Raw genomic sequence first — 21,952 nt, 5'->3', positions numbered from 1 at the left:
AGCCGATCCGCCGGCCGGGTCACCGGCGTCGACCCCGGCGCGGAATAGTGGACCGTCGCCGGGGCGCAATTGGTCGGCAATCGGTTCACGTGCGTCCAATATGGACAATCATCCGCGTTCTACACCTCGTCTTTTCGGCTGTGTAACCCCTTTCGACATTGGCGCTACGCTATCGCCACTTTCGGACCGTGGCAGGGGGCGCATGATGTCGCTGCGTCGTGGTTTGTCATTGATCGCGGCCGTCGCCGTGGTGGGTGGCGGGGCGGCCGTCGGGCTCGGGCTCGAGCGTTCCGCCGCGGCGGCCGCGACCCTGCCGCCCGGGTTCTCCGAACAGGTCGTCTTCAGCGGGCTGAACCAGCCGACCAGCATCCAGTTCGCCGCCGACGGGCGGGTGTTCGTGGCCCAGAAGAACGGCGTCATCGACGTGTTCGACAGCCTTTCGGATTCGACGCCGGCCGTTTTCGCCGATCTTTCCCCGCGGGTCCACGACTACTGGGATCGCGGGCTGCTCGGGCTGGCGCTGGCGCCGAACTTTCCGTCCGACCCGTCGGTCTACGTGCTCTACAGCTACGACGCGCCGCGGGGCGGCACCGCTCCCGTCTACAACGACGTGTGCGACGGCGTCGAGGGCGGCGGCAACGGCGGCAACTGCGTGATCACCGGGCGGCTGTCCCGGCTGACCGCCAACGGTGACGTGTGGACCGGCACGGAGCAGCCGCTGATCAACGACTGGTGCCAGCAGTTCCCCAGCCACTCCATCGGCGACCTGCACTTCGGCGCCGACGGGGCACTCTACGTGTCCGGCGGCGACGGGGCGAGCTTCTCCGCGGCCGACTTCGGCCAGTTCGGCAATCCGGTCAACCCGTGCGGGGACCCGGCCAACGAGGGCGGGGCGCTGCGCTCCCAGGACGTCCGCTCGACCGGCGACCCGGCCGGGCTCAACGGCGCGGTGCTGCGCATCGACCCGGCCACCGGCGCGGCGATGTCCGGCAACCCGCTGTCCGGCTCGGCCGACGCCAACGCGCGGCGGATCGTCGGCTACGGCCTGCGCAACCCGTTCCGGTTCGCGATTCGCCCCGGCACCAGTGAGGTGTGGGCCGGCGACGTCGGGTGGGATACGTGGGAGGAGATCGACCGGATCGCCGACCCGACCGCCACGCCGGCCAACTTCGGCTGGCCCTGTTACGAGGGCAACGCCGCGCAGCCGGGCTACAGCAGCGCCAACCTGCCGCTGTGCCAGGGCCTTTACAACGGGCCGGGGCAGAGCGCGCCGTACTTCACCTACAACCACAGCACCAAGGTCGTGCCGGGCGAGGCCTGTCCGAGCGGCAGCTCCGCGGTCTCCGGGCTGGCCTTCTACCCCGGCAGCGGCGGCTCCTACCCGGCGGCGTACAACGGCGCGCTGTTCTTCGCCGACTACCCCCGCGGCTGCATCTGGGCCATGCTCAAGGGCAGCAACGGGCTGCCCGACCCGGCGCAGATCCAGACCTTCGCGGCCGGCGCCGCCAACCCGGTCTACCTGACCGTCGGCCCGGGCAACGATCTCTACTACGTCGACCTCGGCGGTGGCACCATCCGCCGGATCCGGTACTTCCCGGCCAACCGCCCGCCGGTGGCGTCGTTCACCGCCACGCCCACCGCCGGCACGACACCGCTCAAGGTCACCTTCGACGCCTCGCGGTCGGCCGATCCGGACGTGGCCGACCAGAACCAGCTGACCTACCAGTGGGACTTCGACGACAACGGCACGGTGGACGCGACCGGGGTCACCGCGAGCCACACCTACACCGCCGACGGCAGCTACACCGCGCGGCTCAAGGTCACCGATCCGCTCGGCGCGAGCGGCACCTCGTCCAGCACGATCACCGCCGGCAACTCGTCGCCGACCGCGTTCATCGACACGCCGGCGGCGACGTTCACCTGGGCGGTCGGCTCGACGATCAGCTTCTCCGGCCACGCCACCGACCCGCAGCAGGGCACGCTGCCCGCGTCGGCGCTGAAGTGGGAGGTGCTGCTGCAGCACTGCTCGTCCCCGGACAGCTGCCACACGCACTACCTGCAGACCCTCAACGGCGCGGCGAGCGGCTCGTTCACCGCGCCCGACCACGAGTACCCCTCCTATCTCCAACTGCGGCTGACCGCGACCGATGCCGGCGGGCTGACCAGCGTCGCCACGGTCGACCTGCAGCCCAAGACCGTTGACCTGTCGTTCGCGACCAAGCCCTCCGGGCTGCTGCTCGCCGTCGGCTCCTCCAGCCAGGCCACGCCGTTCACCCGGCGGGTCATCGCCGGCTCCACCAACACGATCAGCGCCGCGACGCCGCAAACCGTGCCGGGCATGACGTACTACTTCGGCAGCTGGGCGGACGGCGGCGCGCAGACCCACACGATCACCGCGCCGGCGGCGCCGGCCGTCTACACCGCGACCTACACCGGCATCGCGCCGATCGAGCTGCGCGCCTCCGCCAACGGCGCCTTCGTGACCGCGGACAACGGCGGCAACTCGCCGCTGATCGCCAACCGCAGCGTCGTCGGCGCGTGGGAGCAGTTCGACGTGACGGACGCGGGCGGCGGTTACGTCGCCCTGCGCGCCTGCGCCAACCTGCGCTACGTCACGGCGGACAGCGCCGGCGCGTCCCCGTTGATCGCGAGCCGGACGTCGGTCGGCGACTCGGAGAGGTTCCAGTTCGTCGACAACGGCGACGGCACGGTCAGCCTGAAGGCCAAGGCCAACGGGCGGTACGTCACGGCGGAGAACGGCGGCGCGGCGGCGCTGATCGCCAACCGCACCACCATCGGCCCGTGGGAGAAGTTCACCAAGGTCAAGGCCCCGGCCACGGTCAGCCTGACCGCCCAGATCAACAACGGCGTGGTCACCGCGGACAACGGCGGGAAGTCGCCGCTGATCGCCAACCGGAACGTCGTCGGCCCCTGGGAGCAGTTCGACCTGATCGACATCGGCGGCGGGTATGTGGTGCTGCTCGCCCGGGCCAACGGCCGGTACGTCACCGCGGAGAACGCCGGCAACGCGTCGCTGATCGCCAACCGGGCCTCGATCGGCGACTGGGAGCAGTTCCAGGTCCTCACCAACGCCGACGGCACGATCAGCCTGCGGGCCAGGGCGAACGGGCGGTACGTCACGGCGGAGAACGGCGGGAAGTCGCCGCTGATCGCCAACCGCACCGCCATCGGCCCGTGGGAACGGTTCACCCTCGCCGCCGCCTGACCCGGCCGGGCCCGGTCCCCGGATCCGCCCGGGGACCGGGGACCGTCAGGCCTTGGCGATCGCGTCGCCGGTGACCGTGATGGGGACCTCGGCCAGCGGCTTCTTGGCCGGGCCGGCGGCGACGGCGCCGTCGTCCAGCTTGAACTTGCTGCCGTGGCACGGGCAGTTGATGGTGCCGCCGGCGACCTCGCTCACGACGCAGCCGGCGTGGGTGCACACGGCGGTGAAGCACTTGAAGGTGCCCGCGGCCGGCTGGGTCACGACGAGCTTCTCATCGCCCAGGACCTTGCCGCCGCCGACCGGGATGTCACCGGTCTTGGCCAGGGCGCCGGGCGCGCCGCCCGGTGCGGCGGCGTCGGCGCCGGTCTCGCCGTAGGCGGCGCAGCCGGCCAGGGCCGTGGTCAGGCCGATCGCGCCGGCGCCGGCCAGGAATGTCCGTCGGGTCGTGTCGGTCATGATGCCCTCTCAGAGCTTGACGCCGACCGTGGTGAAGAACCACAGGGCCGAGGTGACGAAGAGGCCGGACAGCGCGGTGAAGACGAGGCCGCCGAAGACGGGCAGCGCCCAGTTCGGCACGCCCTTGCGGGTGAGGATCAGCATCTTGGCGGCGAAGGCGCCGTAGAAGAAGCAGCCCAGCAGGGAGTGGACCAGCACGCGGGCGTCGTAGTCGGCGAAGCCCAGCGCGTACAGGCAGTGCATGGCCACCGGGATGGAGACCAGGAAGGCCAGGCGGCCGGACCAGCGGTGCACCGGGCCCAGCCAGCCGGCGCCGCGGAAGAGCGGGATCCGGCCGTACATCACCAGCGCGGTGAACAGCTGGACCAGCGCCAGCAGGAACGCCACGGTGGCCAGCCAGACCTTGACCGTCTGCGGGCCGGAGAAGCCCGCGAGGTTCACCGCGATGCCGGTCGGCTCGTGGACCTTGCCGTAGACGCCGAGACCGGCCGCGACCAGGCAGGCCACCAGGAGCGGCACGAGCAGGGCGGCCAGGGTCTTGCGGTTCGGCGGCGGCTCCACCGGCGCTGACGGGGGCACGGCGGCCACACCCACGACCGAGGCCGCGAACGCGGGGTCCAGGTGATAGGACTGCGGCTGAGCCACGAAGGTGTCGGTGGGCGGCAGGGGACCCGGCTGCGGGATCGGGGGGAACTCCACGCGGGGAACGGGCGGTTCGGACGGTGCGGACATGGCGAGGGCTCCTGACTCAGTAACCGGTGGCCGGGGTGCTGGACTCGATCGCGACCGGGGTGCCGTCGACCACCACGGTCTTCGTGCTCAGGTCGAAGTTCGGCGCGGGCCGCGCCGTGCCGTCCTCGGTCTGCACGCCGATCTGGTTGCCGTCGGGGAGGACCACCCAGCTCGCGTCGAGCTTCTTGCGCAGGGACGCCTGCGAGCGGTACAGCCCCGAGGGCGGCGAGACGGCCTTGAGCGTGAAGGTCCAGGACTTCGCGCCGATGGCGACGGTGCCCTTGACCTGGCCGTTGGTGTAGGTGGCGGTCAGCGCGCCGCCCTTGGCGCCCTGCAGCGTGGCCTGACCGTTGGCCATGTTGCCGTCCATCCATGCCTCGGCCGCCTTGCCGTCGCAGACGTAGGCGATCGCCTTGCCGTTGTTGACGACGATGCCGAGCGAGGCGGCGCCGCCGTCCACGGCGCCGGCGTAGGTGACCGTGCCCCGCTGGGCCGCGTTGCCCGAGCCGTCGCCGACGGCCGCGGGGGCCGAGGAGGCGGCGGGCGGCGGGGCGGAGGACGCGGCCGGGGGCCGGGCGGTCGTCGCGGCCGCCGTCGGGGTGGCGGCGGTCTTGTCGCGCGCCACGTCGTTGCTCAGGTTGACGTTGAGGGCGTACAGCACGCCGGCGGCAACCAGGCCGGCGCCGAGCGTGATGATCGGTGCCTTGAATCTCATCGGTGATCTCCCACAGGTTGGTCGCACCCCGCTGAGGTGCTTCGCGACTATGAGACCGACGCTGGCGTACCGTGTCTGCGTCCAAAGACGCACAACCCATCTGCTGCAATGTCGCCAACGGGACCCCATCGACGAAGCCAGGAAGGGACAGGGACGCAGATGCCACGCGTCGTCGTCTGGGCAACGCACCTCGCGCTGCCGCTCGCCGGGCTCTGGCTGCTGCTCAGCCGGCCGGGCGCGGACCTCATCTGGCAACACAACGAGGCGCACTTCTGGCTCGTGCTCGCGGTCGCGGCGGTCAACGTCGCGGTCGGTGCGGCGATGAGCGTCGCGGCACGCCGGCACGGCGACGGGCGGCTCTTCCTGGTGTCGCTGGTGTTCCTGGCCACGGCCGGGTTCCTGCTCGCGCACGCGCTGGCCACGCCGGGGGTGCTGATCGGGCACTCCAACGCCGGGTTCGACCAGTCGATGGCGGTCGGGCTGATCGTCGGCTCGGTGCTGGCGATGCTCTCGGCGCTGCCGCTGCCGGGGCGGATCACCCGCTGGCAGCTGGGGCTGCGCATCGCGCTGGCGCTGCTGCTGTTCGCGTGGATCGTGGTCACGCTGCTCGACCTGCCGCCGCTGTCGCGCCAGGACCAGATCCGCGACGTCGAGGGGCCGCTGACCTGGGCGGCGTGGGTGGCGGTGGCGCTCTACGCGGTGGCCGCGGTGCGGTTCTTCCTGCTCTACCGCCGCGCGCCCGGCGCCGTGCTGATCTCCGTGGTGACGGCGTTCGCGCTGCTGGCGGAGGCGATGGTGGCGGTGACGCTGGCCGACAAGTGGCGGCTGTCGTGGTGGGAGTGGCACCTGATCCTGACCGCCGCGTTCCTGTTCGTCGGCTACTCGGCCTACGTGCGGTACCGCGCCGAGGGCAGCACCACCGGGCTCTTCGCCGGCATCGCGATGGCCGAGACCACGCGGCGGATCCGCCAGCAGTACACCGACGCCTTGGAGGAACTGGTCGCGCAGCTGCGGGCGTCGGAGCAGGGCGAGGCGCCGCAGCGGCTGGCGGCCCGGATGGCGGAGCGGTTCGGGCTGACCGAGAAGCAGGCCGAGGTGCTCGACCGCGCGGCGGCGGCGCTGGTGGCCGAGCGGGAGCTGTCGCAGCGGCTGGGCGCCCTCGTGGCGGTGGGCGAGCAGGCGCGGGTCGGCGCCGGGGAGGACGAGTTCCTCCGCAGTGCCCAGGAGGCCGTCCGGGATTCGTTCGGTACCGTCGAGATCACACTGGTCCACGATGGACGGTTGGACCAGGGCGAGGACGCGCTCCCGCTCACCGTGAAGGGCCGCCTCGCGGGGGCGGTGACGATCCCGGCCACGGCCCGGCCCGAGCTGCGCCAGACGCTGGCCCACCAGCTGTCGATCGGCCTGGAGAACGCCCGGCTCTACGGGGAGCTGGCGACGCTGTTCCGCCAGTACATGTCGCCGGACGTCGCGGCCGCGCTGCTGGCCGACCCCGACCAGGCCGCGCTCGGCGGGCGGCTGGTCGACGTCACCGCGCTCTTCGCCGACCTGCGCGGGTTCACCACCTTCTCGGAGGCGGTCGAGCCCGGCGACATCGTCGAGATGCTGAATCGGTACCACGGCGTCGCGGTCCCCTGTATCCTCGACAACGGCGGCACGATCGTGCAGTTCGTCGGCGACGCCCTGCTCGCGCTGTTCAACGCGCCGGCCCGGCAGGACGACCACGAGGCCCGCGCGGTGCGCGCGGCGCTGCAGATGCAGGAGGCGGTGCGCGGCATCGCCGAGGACCGGCCCGACTGGCCCCGGTTCCGGGTCGGCGCCAACACCGGGCCGGCACTGGTCGGCAACATCGGCAGCGAGCTGCTGCGCGGCTTCAACGCGATGGGCGACGCGGTGAACGTCGCCGCCCGGCTGCAGACGATCGCCGAGCCCGGGCAGGTGGTGATCGGCGGAGCCACCTACGACGCGGTCGCCGACCGGGTCGTCGCCACGCCGCTGGGGGACCTGGAAGTGAAAGGTCGCCGACAGACAGTTCGCGCCTACGCGGTGGAGACTTTGGTGTGACCGAGTTCTTCGACCTCCTGCACCCCGACGAGCAAGCCGCCCTGGAGGCGGCCGGGCACCGCCGGCAGTGGAAGCGCGGCTCGGTCATCTTCCGGGAGGCCAGCCGCTCCGAGGCGGTGATCATCCTGCGCTCCGGGCGGGTCAAGGTCTCCTCCGACACCGCGTCGGGCACCGAGGTGGTGCTCGCCGTGCGGGGGCCGGGGGCGCTGCTGGGCGAGCTGTCCGCGATCGACGGCGGCACGCTGTCGGCGACCGTCACCGCGCTCGAGCCGGTCACCGCGCTGTCCGTGCCGTCGCCGGACTTCGAGCGGTACCTGCTCGGGCACGCCCGGGTCAGCTTCCTGCTCATGCGCGAGCTGACCCGGCGGCTGCGCGACGCCGACCGCAAGCGCATCGAGTTCGGCGCCTACGACACCACCGGCCGGGTCGCGGCCCGGCTGGTGGAGCTCGCCGAGCGGTTCGGCGAGCGGTCCGCGGAAGGCGTGCGGATCGGCCTGCCGCTGTCGCAGGACGAGCTCGCCGGCTGGACCGGGGCGTCCCGCGAGGCGGTCACGAAGGCGCTGCGCACGCTGCGCGAGGAGGGCCTGATCTCCACCGGGCGGCTGCACGTGGTCGTCCGTGACCTGGCCGCGTTGAGAGACCGCGCTCAATAGGTGCGCGCACCCTCGATTTGACCCTTGCAAGTATGCGCATACCGCTTTGTTGATCTTCGTAGGGCGCTCGCTGCCCCTACTCTCTCGCCACAGGTGCATCGGGGCATCGAACGCGGTGCCTCGGTGCTAACACGCCCCACCAGGGAGGTACCTGTGCGTAAGTTGACCGTGGGACTGCTGAGTCTCACGCTTGCGTCGGGGATGGGGGTGCTTGCCGGCGGCGGCGCGGCCCACGCCGTGCCGGCCCAACAGTCACCATCCATCGACGCCGCGTCACCCTCCGACGAGCTGCCCAACCCGTTGGAGGACAAGCGGCGCGATTCTCGTGAGGTCGCCCTCTCCCAGGTCCTGACGGGCCAGGCAGCACCGGAGAAGCGCGGAGCGAGCACGGTCGTCAAGATCGGTAACGGCAACAAGGGCAAGGGTCACGTCGACAAGTACGTCGAGCTCAGCCGGGAGAAGACGGACAAGATCTTCGTCGTGCTGGCCGAGTTCGGCGACCAGCGTCACCCGAGCTACCCGGACCAGGACACGGCCCCGTCGGTGCCCGGCCCGGCCCGCTTCGACGGCCCGCTGCGCAACCAGATCCCGCAGCCGGACCGGACCAAGGACAACTCGACCATCTGGAAGCAGGACTTCAGCAAGCAGTACTTCGAGAACATGTACTTCGCGACCGGCAACGGCGCGGAGTCGCTCAAGACGTACTACGAGAAGCAGTCCTCCGGCCGGTACAGCGTCGACGGCATGGTCACCGACTGGGTGAAGGTGCCCTACAACGAGGCCCGCTACGGGCGCAGCAACGGGTACCCGTGCGCCAGCAACGTCTGCAGCAACACGTGGTACCTCATCCAGGACGCGATCACCGCGTGGGTCGACGGGCAGCACGCCCAGGGCAGGTCCGACGCCGACATCAAGGCCACGCTCGCCTCGTACGACCAGTGGGACCGCTACGACTACGACGGCGACGGCAACTTCAACGAGCCCGACGGCTACATCGACCACTTCCAGATCGTGCACGCGGGCGGCGACCAGGCCGACGCGGATCCGATCCAGGGCGAGGACGCCATCTGGAGCCACCGCTGGGCGGCGTTCCAGAACTTCACCAGCGGGCCGGTCTTCAACAAGCTCGGTGGTACCCAGATCGGGACCACCGGCCTGTGGGTGCGCGACTACACGATCCAGCCGGAGAACGGCGGGCTGAGCGTGTTCGCCCACGAGTACGCCCACGACCTCGGACTGCCCGACCACTACGACACCGCGGGCGCCAGCGGCAACGGCGAGAACCCGGTGAACTGGTGGACCATCATGGCGCAGAGCCGGGTCAGCCTGCCCACCGACAACGGCATCGCGGCCCGCGCCGCCGACCTCGGCGCGTGGGACAAGCTGCAGCTGGGCTGGCTGGACTACACGACGGTGAAGGCCGGGCAGACCAAGCTCGTGGACCTGGGCCCGCACGAGTACAACAGCAAGAAATCCCAGGCGGTCGTCGTCGTGCTGCCCAAGAAGCAGGTCAGCACGCCGCTGCCGGCCCCGCCGCAGGGCAGCAAGTCGTGGTGGAGCGGCTCGGGCAACGACCTGGACAACTCGCTGAGCCGCACCGTGTCGATCCCGGCCGGCACCACGACGCTGTCGTTCAAGGCCGATTGGGACATCGAGGACTGCGGCCTCGACGCGTGTGACTACGCCTACGTCGAGGTCGACGACGGTACCGGCTTCAAGGCCATTCCCGGCTCGATCACCACCGCGGCCGAGGGCAACGGCATCGACGGCACCAGCGGCGGGTGGGTCCCGGCCACCTTCGACCTGTCCGCCTACGCGGGCAAGACGGTCGGCCTGCGGTTCCGCTACTTCACCGACCCGGCCGCCGGCGGCCTGGGCTTCTTCGCCGACGACATCGCCATCACCAACGGCGGCACGACCGTGTTCGCCGACGGGGCGGAGTCGGGCGCCAACGGCTGGACCGCGGCCGGCTTCACCGCCGTCGGCAGCCAGCTCGTCACGCAGTACGACAACTACTACATCGCCTCGCACCGCACGTACGAGTCGTTCGACAAGTACCTGAAGACCGGGCCGTACAACTTCGGGTTCGCGGACAAGCCGCAGTACGTCGAGCACTTCCCCTACGAGACCGGCCTGCTGGTCACCTACTGGGACACCTCGTACAGCGACAACAACACCAGCCAGCACCACGGCGCGGGCCTGATCCTGCCGATCGACTCGCACCCCGACCTGGCCCTCAAGGCCGACGGGACGCCGTGGCGGCCGCGGGTGCAGGGCTTCGACGCGCCGTTCTCGATGCGGAAGACGGACTCGTTCACCCTGCACTCGGGGGCGAACAGCGCGGCGAGCCGGCTCGGTGGGCAGTGGGGCAACCCGCTCTTCGACGACGGCCAGAACTACTACCGTGAGGACCCGGCGACGGGGACCTACTACGGCGTCAAGGTCCCGAAGAACGGCGTGCAGATCCTGACGCTGTTCGAGAACGGTACCTCGATGACGGTGCTCGTCTTCTAAGGGTTTCGGAACCGATCGCGGCGGGAGGAGGTCCAAGTGGGTATGAAAGCGCCCCTGGGCCTCCTCCTCGCCGTTGCGGTGCTCGCCGGCTGCGCCTCCCCGGCCGGTGCCCCCGTTTCTGATAAATCAGGAATGTCAGATCCACCGGAATCGGTGGTCAGCCTGCCGCCCACCCGGCTGCCCAAGACCACCAAGGCCGAGCCGCCGGTGGACGACTTCCAGCAGGTGGTCACCCAGGGCCGGGTGCGCGTCGCCGGGCAGTGCGTCGAGCTCGTCACCGACCGGCTGACCTGGACGCTGATCGGCCCGGCGGCGTCCGGGCTGCGCGACGGCCAGCAGGCGAAGGTCACCGGCGTGCCCGACCCGAACCGGGAGACCGGCTGCACCGGCAGCCCCCTGCTGGTCTCCCAGGTCACCCCCGCGTAAGCAGGTCACCCCCGCCGCGGCGGCGAACCGTTGAAGAATGACCACGCCCTTCCAGGTCACGGTCCCCCGGTTGACGGTGCCGGTGGGCCCTGACGACCACACCATCGGGCCGCAGACCGCCCCCGTCTCCCTGGTCGAGTACGGCGACTTCCAGTGCCCCTACTGCGCCATGGCCCACGCGATCATGCAGGACCTGCTCCGGCTGCGCCGCGAGACGATCCGCTTCACCTATCGGCATTTTCCGCTGACGAATGTGCACCCGTATGCCGACCTCGCCGCCGAGGTTTCCGAGGCGGCCGGTGTGCGCGGTGCATTCTGGCCGATGCACGACTGGCTGTTCGACAACCAGCGCAGTATCAATCCCCGCCAGCTCATGGTCGGCGTCGAGCGGCTCGGCCTGCCCTCCGCCGAGATCGGCGACGAGGTGGGCGCGCACCTCTACCTCGACCGGGTCCGCCGCGACCTGGTCGGCGGCGTGCGCAGCGGCGTCAACGGCACCCCGACGTTCTTCGTCAACGGCATCCGGCACGAGGCCGGATACTCCCTCGACGAGCTGCTCGAGGCCGTCGACGAGGCCGCCGAGGCGGTGGAGACGGGAGAGCGAACCGACAGCTACTGAGCGTGCCGGAATCGGGCGACGCTCGCGGGGGCCCGACATCACTCTGGGTTATCTGCATGTGAAACATTCTCGGCCGGATCGGTGAGCGGTGCCATTATCGCCCGCCGATTCGCCGATTTGTTCCGCCGGCCACTGTCACCGAACGTAAAAAGGTCTTACCTTAACCCTCGGTAGTTGTGTTTCTTTACGATTACCGTCAATTCTCGGCGCTGAGCTGGCTTAACCCGAATTTGTGCAGCAAGAGTTGCGCGCCCACCTACACGCAGTGCATGCTCTTGCGTTGGGCCGCAAGGTTATTCGGGCCCGAACCTCGGGAGGAATCGCCGGTCCATGGGGGCCCGGCCGACAGACGAAGGTGCGGTGGCGGTGCGCGGTCGAGCGGACCGGTCGAAGAAAGCGCGGGCCGATGCTACTGGCCGATGACTTCTTTCTGATCGCGCACGACGACCGCACCGGCCGGTCGCGGCTGTCCCAGCGCGCGGTGGAGCTCGGGCTGGCCGGCGCCATGCTCGGCGAGCTGATCCTCGAGCAGCGCATCATGATCGAGGGCGCGCGCCTGCGGGTGATCGGCCACGAACCCCCGCCCGACCCCCTCGCGCACACCAACCTCGCCACGATGATCGCCGAGCCCCAGCACCGCGAGGTGCGCACCTGGCTGCTGTTCCTCGGCCAGACCGCGGTGGACGCGGTCGGGCAGCGGCTGGCCCGGGCCGGGCTGGTCGAGCAGGCCAGGGTCCGGCGGCTGCTCGTCTCCTCGACCCGCTGGCTCGCCGTGGACATGAACCTGCCGGCCGGGCGGGTGGAGCGACTGCGCCGCCTGCTGACCGTCGGCGAGCCGATGCGCGTCGCCGACACCACGCTGGCCGGCCTCACCGACGCGACCGGGCTGAGCCGCCACGTCATGTGGGACCGCGACCCCATCGGTCTCAAACGGCTTCGCCAGGCGATCACCACCCTGCCGCCCCCGCTGCGCGACCTCATCCTGCAGGTCGAGCAGGCCGTCGGCGACGCGGTGCTGTCGCAGCGCGGTTGACCTACCCCTCTTCCCCTCAACCCCTGGAGGACCGATGTCCGCAGCGTCGCCCGTGCGACCGAGCGTGGTATCCCAGGCGCTGGCCCGCGACCGGCTGGGCGTGCCGTCCGTCATCATGTTCGCCCTGACCGCCGCCGCTCCGCTGATGGTCGTCGGCGCCCTCGTCTCGACCGGCTGGGGCATCGTCGGCACGACCGGCTTCCCCCTCGCCTTCGTGATCATCGCGATCGTCCTGGCCCTGTTCAGCTTCGGCTACGTGGCGATGTCCCGCCACATCACCAACGCCGGCGCGTTCTACTCCTACATCGCGCAGGGCATCGGCAAGCCGCTCGGCGTGGGCGGCGCGCTGGTCGCCCTGGTCGCCTACAACCTGCTCCAGGTCGGCCTGTACGGCGCGTTTGGCGCGTTCCTGTCGCAGTTCCTGGCGGACAAGGCCGGCTGGGACATCAAGTGGTGGATCCTCTCCCTGGTGCTGTGGCTCTTCGTCGCGGTGCTCGGCCTGCTGCGGGTCGACGTCAACAGCAAGGTCCTCATGGTGCTGCTCGGCGCCGAGCTCATCGTGGTGACCATCTTCGACGTGATCTTCCTGAGCCACCCGGCCGGCGGCTCGGTCAGCCTCGAGCCGTGGACCTGGGGCGCGCTCAAGGACTCGGCCGGCCCGGCGTTCGCCGTCGCGGTCACCGCGTTCGTCGGCTTCGAGGCCGCCCCGGTGTTCTCGGAGGAGGCCCGGAGCAAGAACCGGACCGTCGCCGCGGCCACCTTCCTCGGCCTCGCCGTGATGCTCGTGTCCTACGCGCTCACCAGCTGGGCGGCGTCGGTGAGCATGGGCGTCGACCAGACCGTGAAGCTCGCCCAGCAGATGCTCGACACCGGCGGCCCGTTCTTCCCGACCGTCGCCGAGAAGGGCGGCGCCTGGGCCGGCGATGTCGGCAACGTGCTGCTCATCACCAGCGTCGCGGCCGCCGCGCTGAGCTACCACAACACGACCGCCCGCTACGCCTTCGCCCTGGGCCGCGAGCGGGTCCTGCCGTCGTTCTTCGGCCGCACCCTCCCCTGCTCCGGCGCCCCCGCCTCCGGCTCGATCTTCCAGACCGTCATCGGCCTGGCGGTGATCGTGCTGTTCGCCGTCGAGGGCTGGAACCCGCTGGTGCACCTGTTCTTCTGGCTCGGCACCTCGGGCGGCATCGGCGTGCTGCTGCTGGTCACCGCGACGTCCCTGTCGGTGATCTTCTACTTCCTGCGCGACGCCCGCGGCGAGGGCGCCTGGGTCCGGCTGATCGCCCCGATCCTGGCCACGATCGCCCTCGGCTACGTCATGTGGCAGGTCTTCGACAACCTGTCGCTGCTGCTGGGGACGGAGGACAAGACGGCGGTGTACGGCTTCCCGATCGCCTACGGCGCCTTCGCGGTCGTCGGCATCGTGTGGGCCCTGATCCTGCGCGGCATCAGCCGCCCGGACTACGACGCCATCGGCCTCGGCGCCCGCGCCAACACCGCCCGCCTCGAGGCGGCGGAGGCGGCCGAGGTCCGGTAGCGCCCCGGTCCGCGGGGCCGCCCGGCCCCGCGGACCCCGGCCGGTCCCCGTGCGAGTCCCCCGTGCGAGCTACCCGGTTTTGTCTTCCGTGGGGTGATGATGGCGACCGGCCTCGATGAATAGCGTTCTCGCCATGAAGACCGCACTGCGTTACGCCGCCCTCGTCGCCGCGCTGATCGCCACCCGGTTCGCCGTCTCCGCCCCGCTCGACGCGATCGGCGCGCCGGGCCTGGTCTCCGGTCTGCTGACCGCCGCCGCGGTCCTCGGCGTTTATGTCTGGCTGTCCCGGAAGCTGATCGGCCGCCGGCCCGAGGAGCTCATCGGCGGGTACCAGCAGCTCGGCCAGGGCCTGCTCATCGGCTTCGCGTTGTTCACCGGCACGCTGGCCCTGATCGCGATGTTCGGCATGTGGCGCATCGACGGCGCCGGCAGCTTCACCGGCATGCTGTCCGCCCTGGGCCTGGCGGCGATGGCCGCCGTCATCGAGGAGCTGGTGATCCGCGGCATCCTGTTCCGTACCCTGGAGCAGAAGCTGGGCACGTGGTGGGCGCTGGGCGTCAGCGCCCTGGTGTTCGGGCTGCTGCACCTGGTCAACCCCGGCGCCACCGTGGTCGGTGTGCTGGCCATCGGGGTGGAGGCGGGGGTCATGCTCGCCCTGGCCTACGTCGTGACCCGCAAGTTGTGGCTGGGCATCGGCATCCACCTGGCCTGGAACTTCACCGAGGCCGGCATCTTCGGCACGCCGGTGTCCAGCGAGACCGTCAACGGCTGGATGCGCTCGCACCTGGTCGGGCCGTCGGTGTTCACCGGCGGCGCGTTCGGCGTCGAAGCGTCGCTGATCACCGTGCTCACCTGCCTGACCGTCGCCGGGCTGCTCTACCGCCGAGCCCGCCGCGACGGGCGGATCATCGCCCGCCCCGGCCGCGGGGCCGGCGCCCCGGCCGCGGCATGACCGGTCCGCGGGAGAAACGGAGCCGGGGGAGGCAGGCGATCGCCTGCCTCCCCCGTGTCGCTCGCGGCCGGTGGTTACCCGTAGGTGAGGGCCGGCGTGGGTTCGACTCGGTCGGCCGCGCGGCGCAGTGCGCGGGCCGCGAAGCCGCGGACCTTGATCATGGTGGCCGACTCCGGGCGGCGGTCGTCGACGACCGGGGCGTTCGGCATGGCCGAGTGGGCCTCGGCGCGGACCGCCTCGAGCGAGACGATGAGCGCGATCGGGGTCATCACTTCTCCTTGGCTGGGTTGGGGCCGGTGGTCGCCCTGACCACCAGCGAGACGGGCAGCGTCAGGCGACGCCGCGCCGGGTCCTCGGGCGGGTCGAGCAGGAGCTCGCCCGCGAGCCGCCCGCGCTCGACGCTGGGCTGGCGGATGGTGGTGAGGCCGGCCGGCTCGGCCTCACCGATGTCGTCGAAGCCGGTGACCGAGACGTCGCGGCCGGGCTGCAGGCCCCGCACCCGCAGCGCGTCGAGCACGCCGAGGGCCAGGACGTCGGACGTGCTGAGGATCGCCGTCGCGCGGCCGAGGCGGTCCAGGGCGTGCGCGGCCGCGGCGGCGCCCTCTTCGCGGCTGTTGTCGGCCGCGTTGACGAGCAGCACGCGGTCCCAGGGCAATCCGGCCGCGGCGAACGCGTCGCGGAAGCCGCGCACCCGCTCGCCGGTCACGTAGTAGCGCAGCGCGTCCGGGTCGGCGTCGACCGGGCCGGTGACGCCGCCGTCGACGATCCAGTGCGCGACGACCGCGATGTCGCGGTGGCCCAGGGTGGCGATGTGGTCGCCGAGCCGGCGGGCCGCGGCGCGCTCGTCGATGCCGACGTAACTCGCGTCGGGGCCGAAGGCCTCCGGGTCCTCGCCGATCACGATCGGCACCCCGCGGGCGCGGATCAGATCGAGGCCGGCGTGCCAGTCGGGCACGCAGTAGAGACAGAACGCGTCGACCGCGGCGTTGCTGATCACCCGGCGGCCGGCCTCGTCGTCCCGGGGCAGGTTGATCAGCAGCAGGGAGGTCTCCCGGGCCGAGGCCGCCTCGGCCAGGCCGCGCAGGTAGGCCACCGCGTAGGGGTCGGTGAACGCCATCGACAGGTTGTCGGTGAGCAGGACCCCGATCGCGTTGACCTTGCCGCGGCGCAGCGATCGGGCGGTCGGGTTGGGGCCCGAATAGCCCAGCCGCTCGGCCGCGGCGAGGATCCTGGCGCGCAGCTCGGGGGAGAGCTGATCCGGCCGGCTGTAGGCATTGGAGACGGTGCTCCGTGACACGCCCAGCTCGTCGGCGATGGTCTGCAGTGTCGCGGCCATGGCGCCCGGATCCTCCTCTCGTCTGCATCGATCCAGAACCTTCTGTATCGATACAGTACGTCGGGTGGGACCCGGGTCGCCAGTCGTTTGCCAGGTCCTGGCATGTGTGTCGCAACACGTGCCCTGACCTGCGCTTTTAAACGTCACGCAATAGGGCGCCACCAGGGTTCAACTTCCGGCAACACATCGATGTTCACCCGGTCACCGGGGCGCGGCACGATGAGGGTGATGTCCCGCGCCCGCGCCTCCGCCAGCAGCCGCTCGACCGGCTCGGACCACGCGTGCAACGCCAGGTTGAAGGTGCACCAGTGCAGCGGGATGAGCACCCGCGCCCCGACGTCGAGGTGTGCGCGGGCGCCGTCCTCGGGCTTCATGTGGATGTCCGGCCACGCGTCGTTGTAGGCGCCGACCTGGATCATCGACACGTCGAAGGGGCCGAACTGGTCGCCGATCTGCTTGTACCCCGCGAAGTAGCCGGAGTCGCCGGTGTAGAACACGCTCCGGCTCGCCCCCTTGACCACCCAGGACGCCCACAGGGTGCCGTCGCGGGCGAACCGGCGGCCGGAGAAGTGCCGGGCGGCGGTCGCGGTCAGCGTGATGCCGCGCACCGTCGCCTCCTCCTCCCAGTCCAGCTCGATCAGCCGGTCCGCCGGCACGCCCCAGCGCTCCAGGTGCGCGCCCACGCCCAGCGGCACCAGGAACGGCGCCTGCTGGGTGCGCAGCAGCGCCCGGATCGAGGCGAGGTCGAGGTGGTCGTAGTGGTCGTGCGAGATCACCACGGCGTCGATGCGCGGCAGCTGCTCGATCGGCACCGGCATCGGGTGCATCCGCTTCGGGCCGATGAACGACGTCGGCGAGCAGCGCTCGCTCCACACCGGGTCGAACAGCACCCGCACGCCCTCGATCTCCACCAGCGCCGTCGAGTGCCCGAGCCAGGTCACGTGCAGCCCGTCGGCGGCGAGCCGGCCGCCGAGGTCCGGGCTGGACACCGGGATCGAGCCCAGCGGCCGGCGCCGCTGCTTGCCGAACGCCAGCTCGCGGAACGCGTCGCGCATCGCGTGCGGCGGCAGGATGTCGGCCGGCACGGCGTTGCGGAAGCGGCCCTCGCCGAACTGCTGCGATCGGCGCATGCGCTCGGCCCGCGCCCCCGCCGGTACCGCTCCCAGCTGTGCCGGAAGGTCACGCAGTGCCCACGCGACCCCGCCGGCGGCAGCGGCCACCGCGGCCACGGCGAGCACCCGAGTCGTCTTCCCCATAGCTCTGTCGCCTCCAGTTGTGGTGAGGTTCAGCACCCGTCCGTTTTGATTTTCTCTCGGTACTCCGGGCAGCCCGACACCGGCAAACCCGCTTCGAGGGCGTCCGATCTGCGCAAACGCTCCGGCAGGGCGACCCAATCCGGCCGAAACGGCCGGTCGACGGCACCGGGCAGGCCCTGTTGCTGGGCATCGAGGTGTGCGAGGCTGCCCGGCGAACTCCCTCTTTCGCGCGCTTGCCCATCGCGTAGGTCACATTTCCCCCGGAGGCCTGTCGTGGTCTGGTATACCAACCAGTCACTCTTGTTGATCCTGCTCGCGTTCCTGCTCGGCCTGCTCGTCGGCTACCTCTGGTGGGGCCTGCAACTGCGCCGGGTCCGCTCGTCCGAGTCCGTCACCGAGTCTGCCCCGGCCGAGTCTCCCGCGCCCGCCGAAACGGCGATCACCGCGGTCGAGACCCCCGCACCCCCCGTCGAACCTTCGCCGATCGCGGAGCCTGAGCCGGTCGCCGAGCCCGAGCCCGAGCCCGAGCCCGTCGCGGAGCCCGAACCCGAGCCGGTCGCGGAGCTTGAGCCGGTCGCCGAGACCGAGGCCGAGCCCATCGCGGAGCCTGAGCCCGAACCCGAGCCGATCGTGGAGCCCGAGCCGGTCGCACAGCAAGAGTTGGAGCCGGAGCCGGTCGCCGTCAAAGCGGCCGAACCGGCCGATGTGGACGCCGCCCTGGTGGCGGAGGTCGAGTCGGCGTTCGAGGCCGAGCCGGCGAGCGACGAGCTGGAGCGGATCGAGGGCATCGGCCCGAAGATCGCCGCGGCGCTGCGGGCGGCGGGGATCACCACGTTCGCCGCGCTGGCCGACGCCGAGCGGTCCACTGTGGAGAACGCGCTGGAGGCCGCCAACCTGCGCTTCGCGCCGAGCATCGGGACGTGGTCGCAGCAGGCCCGGCTGCTCGCCGACGGCGACGAGGCCGCCTTCAAGGAGCTCACCGACCGCCTGATCGCCGGCCGCGAGGTCACCGAAAAGGCCGAGCCCGTGACCGCGGAAGAGCCGGCCGCGGAGGAGCCCGAGCCCGAGCCTGCGCCGGTGGCGGAGGAACCGGAGCCCGAGCCGGTGGCGGTGGCGGAGGAACCAGAACCCGAGCCCGAGCCGGTGGCGGAGGAGCCGGAGCCCGAGCCGGTGGTGGAAGAGCCGGTCGCGGAAGCGCCGGAGCCTGAGGCGGAGGAAGCGGTCGAGCCGGAGCCGGTCGTGGTGCCGGCGCAGGCCGCGGCGGTGGAGGACGGGCCGGTCGACGACCTGCAGCGGATCGAGGGCATCGGCCCGAAGATGTCCGCCGCGCTGATCGCCGCCGGCATCCGGACGTACGTGCAGCTGGCCGAGGCCGACGTCGACACCCTGCGGGCGGCGATCGAGGCGGCGGGGCTGCGCTTCGCGCCCAGCATCGTCACCTGGGCGCGGCAGTCGAGGCTGCTCGCCGACGGGGACGAGGAGGGCTTCGCCGACCTGACCCGGCGCCTGGTCGCCGGCCGCGACACCGGGCGGGCCTGATGGCCGGCGCGACCCGCACCACCAGCAGCAGCGCCGCGCGGTGGGAGGTGCGCCGCCGGCACCCGCTGATCCCCATCGGCGCGGCCGTCGTCGGGCTCGCGGCGCTGGTGTTCGCCTTCGAGGTGCCACATCGGCATGCGGTCGAGGACAGCCTCGCCGGTCGGACCAAGGCCGCGCTGACCGGCGCCGGCATCGACGCGGAGGTCCGCTTCGCCGGGCGGGACGGGACCGTGAAGGTCGGCTCGGCCGACGAGAAGGACAAGGCCCGCGAGATCGCGCTGGGCGTGGAGGGCGTGCGCGTGGTCGACGTCCAGGCGCCGCCGAAGGTCGAGCAGCCGCCGGCCGCCACCGAGCCGCTCGCGGTCAAGCTGCTGGTCGACAGCGGCAAGGTGACGCTGACCGGCACGGTGCCGGCCGAGGACGCGCGCGGCAAGCTGGCCGAGGCGGCCAAGCAGGCGTTCGGCGCGGAGAACGTGCAGGACGAGCTCACCGTCGACGCCAAGCGGGTCGCCGACGACACCGACCTGGCCGGGCTGGGCGCCGTCGTCGCCGCGCTGGGCAAGGACACCAAGGCCGGCGTCGTCGACCTGACCGACCACGTCGTCACGCTGACCGGCACGGTGCCCTCGCAGGAGGTCAAGGACAAGGCCGAGGCGGCGGCGAAGGCGGCGGTGAAGAGCGGCACGGTCCGCGACGAGCTCGTCGTCGGCCAGGCCGCCGCGCCCGAGCAGGTGCAGACCCAGCTGGTCGCGCTGCCGACGGTCGAGTTCGAGAACAACAGCGCCACGCTGACGCCCCAGGGCCGGGCCGTGGTGGAGAACGCGGCCTCGATCCTCAAGGCCAACCCGAACATCAAGGTGAGCATCGAGGGACACACCGACCTGCGGGGTACCGCCGAGCACAACCAGACGCTGAGCGAGGCGCGGGCCAAGACGGTGCTCGACACGCTGGTGTCGCTGGGCATCGCGCCGGACCGGCTGACCTCCCGGGGCTTCGGCGAGAGCCGGCCCAAGGTCCAGGGCAGCGACGACGCGGCGAACGCGGTCAACCGCCGGGTCGAATTCATCGTGCAGCGGTAATTGTTCTTGGCACCGCGGAGTCGCAGGGCCGGGGCCGCCCTTTAGGCAGGCCCCGGCCCGAGTCGCACGGGAGGAACGGTCCGCAGGTGACGCGGTCCGAGTCATGAAAATGAAGGGGCCCGGCCAATGACCACGGCCGGGCCCTTTCGCACGCGACTTGCTAGTGGTGCACGGGGTAGAGCGCCGGGCGGCCGGAGGTGGTGCCGGTCGCGGTGAGCGACTTGGCCTGCAGCGAGACCTCGGTCGGGTCCGGCTGCGGCAGGGCGTCGCAGTTCTTGTCGGGCTGGTCGCCGCGCTTGCGGGCCGGCAGCTTGCCGGTCGCGAGGTAGTCGGCGATCGTGTTGTCGATGCACTCGTTGCCGTTGAGCGAGTTCGCGTGCGTGGTCTGGCCGACCTCGGCGAGCAGGCTGCCGTGCGGGAAGAGCCGGCGGGCCTCCAGGCTGCCCTCGAACGGCGTGGCCGCGTCGAGGGTGGTGCCGACGAACAGGACGCTCTTGACCTTCGAGCCGTCGACCTTGACCGGCTTGCGGGCCTTGCCGGGCCAGTAGAGGCACGGCGCGTTGTACCAGGCGTTGTCCCAGGTCATGTACGGCGCCTTGAGGAACGTCCGCCAGTTGTCGCGCTCCCAGGTGCTCCAGCTCTGCGGCCACTGCACGTCGGTGCACTGCACCGCGTTGTAGACCGCGAAGCCGTTGTCGTCGCCGGGGGCGATGTAGTCCTCGTACGCGGCCACGATCGTGTCGGTGTCGCGGTCGTTGGCCCAGGCCGAGAAGGCGTTGGCCAGGTCGAGCCACGTCGACTGGTAGTAGCCGGCGTACAGGAAGATGTCGGTCCACTCGTCGCCGCCGACCACGCCGCCGGCCGGCTTGCCGCGCAGCTTGTTCTGCTCGCTGTACCAGCGCGCCTCGACCTGCTGCTCGGTCTTGCCGAGGTGGTAGACGCTGTCGTACTTGGCCAGCCAGCCCCACCAGATCTTCTCGTTGCGCTCGAAGTTCACGTCCTGGTCCAGGTTGGCCTGGTACCACACGTTGCGCACGTCGACGTTGCCGTCGAGCACCATGCGGCGGACCTTGTCCGGGTACAGGGTGCCGTAGACCTGGCCGAGGTAGGTGCCGTACGAGAAGCCGTAGTAGTTGATCTGCTTCGCGCCCAGCGACTTGCGGATCGACTCCATGTCGTTGACCGAGTCGACCGTGGTCAGGTGGTTGAGCAGCTCACCGCCGGCCTTGCCGCAGTCCTTGGCGTAGCCCTTGGAGAGGTTGAGCCAGGTCTGCTCGATGCCCTGGTTCCACGGGATGTACTCCGGGCGCGGGCCGTTGAAGTAGTCGTCGTCGCAGTGCAGCGCCGGAACGCTGGAGCCGACGCCGCGCGGGTCGAAGCCGATCCAGTCGTAGGCGTCGCCGGCGCCGTTGGGCACGTACTCGCCCAGCACCGACAGCGTCAGCCCGGAGCCGCCGGGGCCGCCCGGGTTGACCAGCATGACGCCCTGGTAGTCCTTGTCGGCGACCTTGTGCTTGATGCGCGAGACCGCGATCTGGATCTTCTTGCCGTTGGGCTTGCTGTAGTCCAGCGGGACGTCCAGCAGGCCACACTCCGCGCCGCGGCGCTGCAGTCCAGGGCTCGCGCACTGGCCCCACGGGATCGAGGCGGCACCGTAGCCGTCGCCGCCCCCGTTGGCGGGCGCGGCCAGTGCGCTCGAGGCCGGCGCGACGGCCGCGAGCGTGGCCGCAGCGGTGAAGAGAACCAGCCCCTTCACGGTTCTGTTTTCCAAGACAACCCTCCCAAATTTGCCCAAAAGGGGGACTCTGGGCAAGTGAT

General features: G+C 71.2%; 18 protein-coding genes. 11 read left to right on the top strand and 7 right to left on the bottom strand.

Going from position 1 to position 21,952, the window contains the following annotated elements:
• The first annotated feature begins 205 nt into the window (after positions 1 to 205).
• Positions 206 to 3,226 carry a PQQ-dependent sugar dehydrogenase gene (locus ACQPXD_RS55465; protein WP_432844326.1) on the top strand — a complete coding sequence of 1,007 codons (3,021 nt, stop codon included), beginning with the start codon at positions 206 to 208 and terminating at the stop codon, positions 3,224 to 3,226.
• A gap of 45 nt (positions 3,227 to 3,271) precedes the next feature.
• On the opposite strand, the gene ACQPXD_RS55460 is transcribed toward ACQPXD_RS55465, so the two are convergent.
• The 3 genes from ACQPXD_RS55460 to ACQPXD_RS55450 form a co-directional block, all read right to left on the bottom strand.
• Positions 3,272 to 3,682, bottom strand: coding sequence for a Rieske (2Fe-2S) protein (locus ACQPXD_RS55460; protein ID WP_432833172.1), 411 nt, complete (start codon positions 3,680 to 3,682; stop codon positions 3,272 to 3,274).
• 9 nt (positions 3,683 to 3,691) lie between these two features.
• Complete coding sequence (locus tag ACQPXD_RS55455) at positions 3,692 to 4,276, bottom strand: DUF6529 family protein (RefSeq protein ID WP_432844324.1); 585 nt, start codon at positions 4,274 to 4,276, stop codon at positions 3,692 to 3,694.
• Positions 4,277 to 4,430: 154 nt separating this feature from the next.
• Positions 4,431 to 5,129, bottom strand: coding sequence for a hypothetical protein (locus ACQPXD_RS55450; protein ID WP_432833170.1), 699 nt, complete (start codon positions 5,127 to 5,129; stop codon positions 4,431 to 4,433).
• 159 nt (positions 5,130 to 5,288) lie between these two features.
• Here ACQPXD_RS55450 and ACQPXD_RS55445 point away from each other — a divergent pair, with 159 nt between their 5' ends.
• From ACQPXD_RS55445 to ACQPXD_RS55410, 8 genes are all read left to right on the top strand, one after another.
• A complete protein-coding gene (locus tag ACQPXD_RS55445; protein ID WP_432833168.1) occupies positions 5,289 to 7,193 on the top strand; it encodes an adenylate/guanylate cyclase domain-containing protein in 1,905 nt (634 codons plus the stop codon).
• Positions 7,190 to 7,846, top strand: a complete 657-nt coding sequence (locus ACQPXD_RS55440) for a Crp/Fnr family transcriptional regulator (RefSeq protein WP_432833166.1) — start codon at positions 7,190 to 7,192, stop codon at positions 7,844 to 7,846. Before ACQPXD_RS55445 ends, ACQPXD_RS55440 begins: the two co-directional genes overlap by 4 nt.
• Positions 7,847 to 7,999: 153 nt before the next feature.
• A complete protein-coding gene (locus ACQPXD_RS55435) occupies positions 8,000 to 10,360 on the top strand; it encodes an immune inhibitor A domain-containing protein (protein ID WP_432833164.1) in 2,361 nt (786 codons plus the stop codon).
• Between the two features lie 132 nt (positions 10,361 to 10,492).
• Positions 10,493 to 10,786 carry a hypothetical protein gene (locus tag ACQPXD_RS55430; RefSeq protein ID WP_432833162.1) on the top strand — a complete coding sequence of 98 codons (294 nt, stop codon included), beginning with the start codon at positions 10,493 to 10,495 and terminating at the stop codon, positions 10,784 to 10,786.
• 37 nt (positions 10,787 to 10,823) lie between these two features.
• The gene (locus ACQPXD_RS55425) at positions 10,824 to 11,405 is read left to right on the top strand and encodes a DsbA family protein (protein WP_432833160.1); all 582 of its coding nucleotides are present in this window, start codon (positions 10,824 to 10,826) and stop codon (positions 11,403 to 11,405) included.
• 406 nt (positions 11,406 to 11,811) lie between these two features.
• Positions 11,812 to 12,438: a GOLPH3/VPS74 family protein gene (locus tag ACQPXD_RS55420; RefSeq protein ID WP_432833158.1), complete on the top strand. Its 627-nt coding sequence runs from the start codon at positions 11,812 to 11,814 to the stop codon at positions 12,436 to 12,438.
• Positions 12,439 to 12,472: 34 nt separating this feature from the next.
• Positions 12,473 to 13,972, top strand: coding sequence for an APC family permease (locus ACQPXD_RS55415; RefSeq protein ID WP_432833156.1), 1,500 nt, complete (start codon positions 12,473 to 12,475; stop codon positions 13,970 to 13,972).
• Positions 13,973 to 14,105: 133 nt separating this feature from the next.
• Positions 14,106 to 14,924, top strand: coding sequence for a lysostaphin resistance A-like protein (locus ACQPXD_RS55410; protein ID WP_432833154.1), 819 nt, complete (start codon positions 14,106 to 14,108; stop codon positions 14,922 to 14,924).
• A gap of 74 nt (positions 14,925 to 14,998) precedes the next feature.
• Here the strand turns inward: ACQPXD_RS55410 and ACQPXD_RS55405 are convergent, their stop codons facing one another.
• The 3 genes from ACQPXD_RS55405 to ACQPXD_RS55395 all read right to left on the bottom strand — a co-directional run bounded on the left by ACQPXD_RS55405 (position 14,999) and on the right by ACQPXD_RS55395 (position 17,516).
• A complete protein-coding gene (locus ACQPXD_RS55405) occupies positions 14,999 to 15,193 on the bottom strand; it encodes a hypothetical protein (protein ID WP_432833152.1) in 195 nt (64 codons plus the stop codon).
• Positions 15,193 to 16,260 carry a LacI family DNA-binding transcriptional regulator gene (locus ACQPXD_RS55400; protein ID WP_432833150.1) on the bottom strand — a complete coding sequence of 356 codons (1,068 nt, stop codon included), beginning with the start codon at positions 16,258 to 16,260 and terminating at the stop codon, positions 15,193 to 15,195. Before ACQPXD_RS55400 ends, ACQPXD_RS55405 begins: the two co-directional genes overlap by 1 nt.
• Positions 16,261 to 16,403: 143 nt before the next feature.
• The gene (locus tag ACQPXD_RS55395) at positions 16,404 to 17,516 is read right to left on the bottom strand and encodes an MBL fold metallo-hydrolase (RefSeq protein ID WP_432833148.1); all 1,113 of its coding nucleotides are present in this window, start codon (positions 17,514 to 17,516) and stop codon (positions 16,404 to 16,406) included.
• Between the two features lie 273 nt (positions 17,517 to 17,789).
• On the opposite strand from ACQPXD_RS55395, the gene ACQPXD_RS55390 reads away from it, so the two are divergent.
• Complete coding sequence (locus ACQPXD_RS55390; RefSeq protein WP_432833146.1) at positions 17,790 to 19,055, top strand: helix-hairpin-helix domain-containing protein; 1,266 nt, start codon at positions 17,790 to 17,792, stop codon at positions 19,053 to 19,055.
• The gene (locus ACQPXD_RS55385) at positions 19,055 to 20,134 is read left to right on the top strand and encodes an OmpA family protein (protein ID WP_432833144.1); all 1,080 of its coding nucleotides are present in this window, start codon (positions 19,055 to 19,057) and stop codon (positions 20,132 to 20,134) included. The genes ACQPXD_RS55390 and ACQPXD_RS55385 overlap by 1 nt, the downstream gene beginning before the upstream one ends.
• A 160-nt stretch (positions 20,135 to 20,294) precedes the next feature.
• Here the strand turns inward: ACQPXD_RS55385 and ACQPXD_RS55380 are convergent, their stop codons facing one another.
• Positions 20,295 to 21,890, bottom strand: coding sequence for an alpha/beta hydrolase (locus tag ACQPXD_RS55380; protein WP_432833142.1), 1,596 nt, complete (start codon positions 21,888 to 21,890; stop codon positions 20,295 to 20,297).
• Positions 21,891 to 21,952: the final 62 nt, after the last annotated feature.

It is taken from the genome of Dactylosporangium sp. CA-092794 (genome assembly GCF_050948465.1).
GTDB lineage: Bacteria > Actinomycetota > Actinomycetes > Mycobacteriales > Micromonosporaceae > Dactylosporangium.
This window is presented reverse-complemented; position numbering and strand designations above follow the sequence as displayed.